The 7,059-nt window shown below is 26.5% G+C and carries 8 protein-coding genes; all 8 read right to left on the reverse strand.

What is annotated here, in order from left to right; genetic code table 11:
• Positions 1–628: 628 nt before the first annotated feature.
• On the reverse strand, positions 629–1,051 hold the full coding sequence (locus BLU40_RS16760; protein WP_090126459.1) for a hypothetical protein: 423 nt from the start codon (positions 1,049–1,051) through the stop codon (positions 629–631).
• A gap of 4 nt (positions 1,052–1,055) precedes the next feature.
• On the reverse strand, positions 1,056–1,508 hold the full coding sequence (locus BLU40_RS16765) for a helix-turn-helix domain-containing protein (RefSeq protein WP_090126463.1): 453 nt from the start codon (positions 1,506–1,508) through the stop codon (positions 1,056–1,058).
• Between the two features lie 5 nt (positions 1,509–1,513).
• A complete protein-coding gene (locus BLU40_RS16770) occupies positions 1,514–2,107 on the reverse strand; it encodes a hypothetical protein (RefSeq protein ID WP_175454827.1) in 594 nt (197 codons plus the stop codon).
• 172 nt (positions 2,108–2,279) lie between these two features.
• Positions 2,280–3,077, reverse strand: coding sequence for a DUF4304 domain-containing protein (locus BLU40_RS16775; protein WP_090126469.1), 798 nt, complete (start codon positions 3,075–3,077; stop codon positions 2,280–2,282).
• Between the two features lie 154 nt (positions 3,078–3,231).
• Positions 3,232–3,876, reverse strand: a complete 645-nt coding sequence (locus tag BLU40_RS16780) for a hypothetical protein (protein WP_139170989.1) — start codon at positions 3,874–3,876, stop codon at positions 3,232–3,234.
• A gap of 209 nt (positions 3,877–4,085) precedes the next feature.
• Positions 4,086–4,787 carry a hypothetical protein gene (locus BLU40_RS16785; RefSeq protein WP_090126476.1) on the reverse strand — a complete coding sequence of 234 codons (702 nt, stop codon included), beginning with the start codon at positions 4,785–4,787 and terminating at the stop codon, positions 4,086–4,088.
• A 162-nt stretch (positions 4,788–4,949) separates the two neighbouring features.
• Positions 4,950–5,441, reverse strand: a complete 492-nt coding sequence (locus BLU40_RS16790; RefSeq protein WP_090126479.1) for a hypothetical protein — start codon at positions 5,439–5,441, stop codon at positions 4,950–4,952.
• Between the two features lie 152 nt (positions 5,442–5,593).
• Positions 5,594–6,865, reverse strand: a complete 1,272-nt coding sequence (locus tag BLU40_RS16795) for an AbiH family protein (RefSeq protein ID WP_090126482.1) — start codon at positions 6,863–6,865, stop codon at positions 5,594–5,596.
• Positions 6,866–7,059 lie beyond the last annotated feature (194 nt).

Consider the following 7,059-nt stretch of genomic DNA (forward strand, 5'->3'; position numbering starts at 1 on the left):
AGAATTAACCAAGCAATGAAATAAACGCATTGTTAAATTGTGTGCCTTTTTGAGTTGTAATTATTTTTATTAAACTTAAATTAATCTTTTATGTTTATCCGTTTTAGTTTCTCCTCCGAGATATTGCTCAAATCAGCGTTTCAATTGGTTTTCTCATTTTAGTTTCTCCTCCGAAGTGTTGCTCAAATCAGCGTTTCAACTGGTTTTCCCGTTTCAGTTTCTCCTCCGAAGTGTTGCTCAAATCAGCGTTTCAACTGGTTTTTCCGTTTTAGTTTCTCCTCCGAAGTGTTGCTCAAATCAACGATTCAACTGGTTTTCCCACTTCAGTTTCTCCTCCGAAGTGTTGCTCAAATCAACGATTCAACTAGTTTTTCCGTTTCAGTTTCTCCTCCGAAGTGTTGCTCAAAATCAACGTTTCAATGAGATTTTTATCGTTTTAGTTTCTTCTCCGTATTTTTATCATTTATCCGACTAGTTTTTCATCGGCATAAAATTTAACGGGTTTGTATAACCAAAGTTGTGTTTTGGTTTTGCAATTTTTCGTTTTATAAAACTAATAAAATTAGAATTAAGAAATATTCTATTTTACTGAATGTAGCAATTTTGGTTATACGGTGTTGGCAACTGGCTACTTCTCAAATTCACCATCTTCATTTATCATCTCTGAAATATTGATGGTAGGAAGAAGAAACTCATTGAATTTAGTATTATCTGTTTTAGAATGTAAAATACCTCTAGTAGTTCCAGTAGTTATCATAGCTAAATGTGCTAAAAATCCTTTAGGAATAATTATAGTTTCTTTTTTAGAAAAATTATTCCAGAAATTTTTATCTATAGTAAATTCACAAGAAGCCTCAATAATTAAAAATGGAGTCTCGTTTTGTTCAAATTGAAATTTAACAAAAGAAATTACAGCTTTGTTTTCAGAATTAACTCCGAACCTTAAACTAGCTTCTAAACCAAATTCCTCATTGCAATCATCAAATGATGATTCTATTATAGCAAATTGTTCAGTATTAATTTTGTCTAATGTAAAACCAATTTTATCCATAGTTTTATGCTTTTTTACTATCGTAAATCATTTCTTCATTTCTTTTGAAATCAACTTTAATAACTTTTCCTGGAGTCATTTTGTATTCATTCTGCTTGAAACTTGGTTTTTTATAACCAAAATCTTTTTGAATATTTAAATTATTAGATCTTTGTTTACTAACTTCTAATAATTGAATTTTTAATACATTTTCAATTTTAGAAATAGTCTCAAGTGTAAGATTTTCTTTTCCTTTAATGATTTTGCTAACTTGTTGTGGAGAAACACCAAGTAATTCTGCTAAATCCTTTTGTTTAATCTTATTTTCTTTAAGGAAAATGTTAATCTTAATTGCAATTTTTCGAGAATGTTTTAACCAAGATTTACTAGATAATCTATCTTTCGCTTTTTTCTTCCAATTACTTTGGTTAGATGAAGTTAATCTTTCTAGTTTACTATTTAAGTCTTTGATTGCCATAGTTGTTATTTTATTTCTAAATACTCGAAGTCATTTTCGTCAAATAAGTCATTCTCAATTAAGTAATCCTTTACTATTTCTAGTTTTCTTAATTCTTTCTTCAAGTGTTCTCGTTCATTCATAGTTGGGGTAAGTTTTATAGCTCCTCCAGAAATCACAAAAGTATTTGATGCAATTCTGATGGCATAAACTCTTAACCAGCTTTTACGTTCGAAACCATAGGCTTTAGTTTTTTGGTAATCTTTAATTTGATAATCATTATTATTTAGGGGTTTGAAAAGTGTTTGAAGTGTCTCATAATTGTCCTTATGACCACTTTCCGATATCTCTAATATAGTTTCTTCTAATTCTTCTGCTTCTTCAATTGTTCTTTCAATTGCTTCTTCAATACTAATATTTCCATAAAATCCACTATTTAAATCATTAATATTTTCGTTGAAAAAATCAAATAAATATTCGACATCTGTCCAGTTATCAAATATTTTTTCAAATTCATCTATTTCATTTTCTTGAAATTTAACTGATATTAAACTTCCTTTTATATGTGCAAAGATACCAATAATTTTCATAAAATCAACCTGTAGGTTTATTTTTTGCAATTTTAGATTGTAAATATATGTTAAATTTTATCATTTTACTAATAAAACACTTGCTTGTTGCCAACGGTCTTGTACAAGATTTAGTTGCGTGTTTTAAGTTATAAATTTAGTAAATAATTCCCGAGCAAAGAAAGTCCGTGAGGACTTTCGTAAATGTGCTCTAACCAAGCAATTAATTTTGTACGTTGTTGGCAACTGGCTTTATCCTTAATTTCTTTAAATTATTCTTTTCGTTTTCTTCTAAAATATTATCTATTTCATTCCAGTTATCAGTTTTAATCAATTTCAATAAACCAATCAATTTTTCTTCAGTTTCTATATTTTCCACTCGTCTTACAAATTCAATTTCGTTCTCTAATATTTTTATTGCTTTTGAAATTTTATGTTGTTTAAGTTCCGAAAACAAAATCAAAAATTGAGAATTATATATCTCAATTCCTCCATTTTTAGTGAAATATGGAAATATAGATGGCTCCCTCAAGATTTTATCAGTCGAGTTGTATTTGTCAAAAAAAGGTAAAATCTTCGAAATAATTCTTTTTGATAAATAATCAGCTAATAATTTATATTCCTGTGATATTCTGAAATGTTTTCTGATACTTTTATCTATTTCATCAATCCTTTTTGAACCAACTAAATGATATTCGTTAATTAATCCTTCCCAACAATATGGTACTAATCCTATTCTGATTTCTATTGAATTTGTTGCTCCTAACCAACTTCCTCTATTATCAACATCTATAACCTCAAGTAAATCATTAGTCAATCTATAATGTTTTCTCCCTTTCTTTTTGAATCCAAACTCTTCAAGATTCTCCGCTATAATTTGATTTAATTCTTTATATGCAGTTTTCCATTGATCCTTTGGAAGATTTTTAAAGACTTTAATTTTCTCAAAATCATATTTTTCAGAATCTCCGTTTTCCTCTTTCTTTGATTTTCCAAAAATTTTGAAGTTTTTCCAATTCATTTTCTTGCTTGTTGCCAACGGTTTTTGGTATGTTTTGTGGCGTGATTAAGCAATAAATTTAGTAAATATTTACCGACCAAGAAAATCCCTTTAGGATTTTCGTAAGTGTGCTAAAACCAAGCTATAAAATATACCAGTTGTTATAAGCAGTTTTTTATTCAAAATAATGGTCAAGCTCATTTTTCTTCCCAGAAAACTTATTTAAAAAATCAGTTACTTTTTCATAAATCAGTTTTTCCGTTTCTAAATCATCGTGTTTTAATCTATAAACATCTTTGCATTTTGTAATTCCTATATAATTTCCATCTTTATAATCAACAATTGTATAATATATTTTATTTCCAATTTCTATTCCTATGGTTTCTTCGATATCTAATTTTTCGAGTTGACTTTTTGCTACTCCTTTTAATATTTTTAAAACAATTTCTTTATCAGGATTAACAGTTTTAACCTCTGAAATTTCTAATTTGGTTAATTTCATAGAATTTTCATTGAGGTTCAAAATATTCGTATTTATACCTGAGAAATGTAATCCATTTAAACTATTTCTGTAAGTCCATATTTCAAGGTTATATTTGTAATTTTTTATATCTAGAATTTCAATTCCATTTATATTAAAATTTTTAAGGTTCTTATGTGTTTTAGTGAATTTTTCAGCTTTTTCTGTTCGAAGAAGAAGTGATATTCCTTTATAGCCATCTTTGAAATTATTAAATAAAATATCTGATAATTCCCATTTTTTATGATTCTCTCGAATATATTCAAACTCTTGAGGTAAAATATTTAAAACTGCATTCATCAATTTTTCAGTTTTATCTATAAGTTTTTTATGTTTTCTTTTTTTGAAAAAATTCAGCATTTCTTATTGCTTATAACGGTTTTTGGTATGTTTTGTGGCGTGTTTAAGCAATAAATTTAGTAAATAATTACTGACCAAGAAAATCCCTTAAGGATTTTCGTAAGTGTGCTAAAACCAAGCTATAAAATATACCAGTTGTTGTAAAATGTTTAATCTATTGATTTTGGTTCTATCATAGATTTATTCTTAATATTATAAATTCCATATCTCAAATTTTGATTACCATTCTCATCTCTTTGCTCAAATTGTATTAATAATTCTCGTCCTTCTGAAATCCATTGAAATTGGTTAATTTCTCTATCTGTTACTTTGGTTAAATTTTTTCCATTTAAATCACATACATAAATAAAATGCTTGTCATATTCATTTATTTTATCATCTCCTGTAGTATCTTCTTTTGCAATATAAAATGAGAGGAATTTTAACTTTTCTTGAGTTTCCTCTTTATTCAAATATGCATTTGAAATAAACATTTTCTTTATCGAGGAATCTTTTTCAAGTAACTTTCTAACAATATTGTAATTTTCGTCCAAAAATAGAATATTTATCGTTTTTTCCGGCACTGTATACGGCATAATCAAATCATAGTCTCCAAATGAAGGTTTATCATCTAGAACAAGATATTTTGCTACGACAAAATATTTAGAATTTGGAATTTTTTGTATTGAAGAATATCTTATAGTTTCTTTTAATTCTGGTAATTTTTCTTCTCTAGTTGAATAATCAATATTTGTTGAGAAATCATCTTTTTTAAACTTTGATTGTAAAAAATCTGTTAGGAGAATTATAACAAAAATTGGAAGTATAATTCCATTGATAATAATTAAAATCTTAATAAACTTATTATTCATAGCAGGTTTTTCTTTAATATTTTACAACGGGTTTGTGTATGTTTTGTAGCGTTTTTAAGCTTCTAATTTACTAAATAAAATACTAACGTAGAAAATTCGATAGGATTTTCGTAAATGTGCTAGAACCAAGCTATAAAATATAAACGGTGTTAGCAGCCGGCTTTATGCATATCCATTTGTTCCGATTGATAAACATTCTCCAGATGATAGATTTAATTTAATCGTAAAATAACAATTTCCTCCATCAAATACTGAAATGATTTCTTTTCTCCAATCCGAGTTGAAATCATCACAAAATCCGTTTATCCAGATTTCTTTTTCTCCTTTTTGATTCAAATATGGAACGTATTGAATTTTATAATTCGTGAGTTTCATTATTCGATACATTTTAGCATATTTTTTCTTTTCTCCTCGTTTTTTGAATCCCTCATTTACTTGAGTATTATAAATCTCAATATACTCTTGTGTTTTTTTTCCGACAAGTCTAAATTCCTCATCCGATAATTCAGCTTTTTTAGCATTTTTAGGTAGAACTTTATAAGTCAAAATAAGTTCATCTAACGTTGATTGTTTTGATAAAATCACATATTCAGATTGTCCTCGACAAACCCCTAAATATAAAAGTCCAATTAATATTATGATAGATTTTTTCATTTCTGCTTGCTGCTAACGGTTTTTGGTATGTTTTGTTGAGTGATTTAGCTATAAATTTAGTAAATAATTACTGACCAAGAAAATCTGATAGGATTTTCGTAAGTGTGCTAGAACCAAACAATAAAATATACCAGTTGTTGGCAACTGGCGGATTATAGTAAAGCCGAGCAATACATTTTATTCACAACTCTATCTCTCATTATAGTTTTATCATTGAAATTTCTAGATATATTTCTTATAATGTCACTATAATTATCTTGAGAATTTGTTTTTTGGTGATAAAAAAGTTTTATTGAAGCACAGTTTTTGTTCTCAAAAATAGTGTTTAAAAGTGTTCTATCTGAAATACCACAGGAATGACCAAAAAGGAAAACTTGATAGTTTTCGGTATTTAAAAACTCTAAAAGCTTTTTATAATTATCAGACTCTAAATAGTTGATTGATTTAATGTTTTCAAGATAATTATTATCATTTAAATTTTCAATAGCTTTATAATCTTCATCAATTTCATCTCCATATCCAAATATCATTGGATTATTATCGTTTTGATCTGTAGTACCGTGGATATGTATAGTTTTCGTTGTAGTTAATCTGTAATCAGCAAAGTAGTCAGAAAATATCCTTGGTTTATCATATGATTTTTCAGTTAAAGTATAATTGAAATTTAAGAATAATGTTTCTCTTGGGTTTAAGTCAAAATAATTTGTAGCACTTGATGATAGAAGAATTTTCTTTATTTCTTTTAAATGATTAGATTTATCTTTTATTCTTGAGATTATTCTTTTATTTTGTTCACTAAAATCTTCTAAAGAAAAAGGATCCTTATTAAACTTAACTAAATTAGGTTTTATTTTTTCATATTCTGATTGAATTTGTCTTTTTAAAGAATCCTCTGAAAAATCTTTCATAGAAAATGGTTTGTAAATTTTAGAACCTATGAGTTTTTTAGTTTTTAAAATATCCTCTGTAATATTAGAATCAAAATCAGATTGGACTTGGATTAAGTATTTTTGAAGTAATAACTTTATTTTGTTAAAATCTGAATTTAAGCTTGAGATTGAATAATTGTTTTCAGGTTTTTTATATGATTTTTTAAGTAAAGAATAGTATTCATTTTCAACGTCAACCCATTTATTTAAATAAGTCTTTTCTGTTATTATTTTTAAAAAGTAATTTTTAAATTTTATGGGATTTGTTTTATGATTTTTTAAAGTTTCTATTAAATTTTGATAAGTGTTTTCTACAATAAATTGAGATGGAGATTCTTGTATAATTATCTCGTTATTTTCATAAGGTCTATTTATATAAGTGTTTTTTATTTCCTCAATTGTATTAAACCAATAATCATCAATAAAATTTTTATAGCTTGTTGGTATATTGTGAGCTAAATCAAAGCCATTTCCAATTAAAATTATTCTATTCATAAGTGTTTTAAGAGCTTGTTGCCAACGGTTTTTGGTATGTTTTTGTTGAGTGTTTAAGTACTAAATTTAGTAAATAATTACTGACCAAGAAAATCCGTGAGGATTTTCGTAAATGTGCTAGAACCAAACAATAAAATATACCAGTTGTTACCTGTAGTTTTTAATCATTTAGTTAATACAAAAAATGGTTCAAT

Origin of the sequence: Lutibacter oricola, assembly GCF_900106565.1 — a bacterium.
Taxonomy (GTDB): Bacteria; Bacteroidota; Bacteroidia; order Flavobacteriales; family Flavobacteriaceae; genus Lutibacter; species Lutibacter oricola.

Bases quoted from the DNA above. Each gene is read 5' to 3' on its own strand.
- BLU40_RS16780 (WP_139170989.1), bottom strand. From the start codon at position 3,876: ATGAATGCAGTTTTAAATATTTTACCTCAAGAGTTTGAATATATTCGA.
- BLU40_RS16785 (WP_090126476.1), bottom strand. From the start codon at position 4,787: ATGAATAATAAGTTTATTAAGATTTTAATTATTATCAATGGAATTATA.
- BLU40_RS16790 (WP_090126479.1), bottom strand. From the start codon at position 5,441: ATGAAAAAATCTATCATAATATTAATTGGACTTTTATATTTAGGGGTT.
- BLU40_RS16765 (WP_090126463.1), bottom strand. From the start codon at position 1,508: ATGGCAATCAAAGACTTAAATAGTAAACTAGAAAGATTAACTTCATCT.
- BLU40_RS16775 (WP_090126469.1), bottom strand. From the start codon at position 3,077: ATGAATTGGAAAAACTTCAAAATTTTTGGAAAATCAAAGAAAGAGGAA.
- BLU40_RS16795 (WP_090126482.1), bottom strand. From the start codon at position 6,865: ATGAATAGAATAATTTTAATTGGAAATGGCTTTGATTTAGCTCACAAT.
- BLU40_RS16760 (WP_090126459.1), bottom strand. From the start codon at position 1,051: ATGGATAAAATTGGTTTTACATTAGACAAAATTAATACTGAACAATTT.